Origin of the sequence: Serratia sp. MMO-28, assembly GCF_037199905.1 — a bacterium.
Lineage (GTDB): Bacteria > Pseudomonadota > Gammaproteobacteria > Enterobacterales > Enterobacteriaceae > Chania > Chania oryzae.
In genome coordinates this window covers 1-803 of the sequence record NZ_JBBCVB010000080.1, presented here as the reverse complement: position 1 = coordinate 803, position 803 = coordinate 1, and the positions used below count along the sequence as shown (strand labels likewise).

The window sequence follows — 803 nt, the reverse complement described above, 5'->3', positions numbered from 1 at the left end:
GTGGATGTGGTCGAAATGCATAATCTGCTGGCAGAAACGCTGGCACTGCCTGAAGCCAGAAAGTGGATCCTCGATCAGCAGATCGTGCCCAATGAAGTGTCGCTGGGTATTCTGAATGAAACCCGCAGCTTCCTGGACGGGCTCGCTCCGCGTGCGCTGGCCGAAGTGCTGATTGGTGGCCTTTCTACCACCGAGCTGGCGAAAGAAGGCTATGCCGATCACGAAGAGCTGAAACTGATCCGCGAGGCGGTGGGGATTACCGAATACCTGCTGCCGCCGCTGCCAAACACCTTATATACCCGCGATACCACCTGCTGGATCTACGGCGGTGTCACGTTGAACCCACTGTACTGGCCTGCCCGTCATGAAGAAACCATCCTGACGACGGCCATCTACAAATTCCATCCAGACTTTGCCGGCAACGTTAACGTCTGGTGGGGGGATCCAACGGTGCATCACGGTACCGCCACGCTGGAAGGCGGCGACGTGATGCCGATCGGCAATAAAACGGTGCTGATCGGTATGAGCGAACGTACTTCGCACCAGGCGATCACTCAGTTGGCCGCCGCCCTGTTTGCCAACAAACACTCCGGCGTTGAACGGGTGATGATTGCGGCCATGCCAAAACTGCGTGCCGCAATGCACCTGGATACGGTCTTCACCTTCTGCGATCGCGATGTTGTCACGCTCTACCCGGCGATCGTCAATCAGATCAAGACCTTCTCCTTGCGCCCGGACAGTGGCCCAACCGGTATGAAACTGAGCCGTGATAAAGGCACCTTTGTTGAAGCGATCGCTGGCGC

The 803-nt window shown here is 57.3% G+C and carries 1 protein-coding gene; it reads left to right on the top strand.

What is annotated here, in order from left to right:
* Window positions 1-803, top strand: an 803-nt coding sequence (locus WG891_RS26600; RefSeq protein WP_337265091.1) for an arginine deiminase family protein, incomplete at both ends; no start/stop codon positions are given.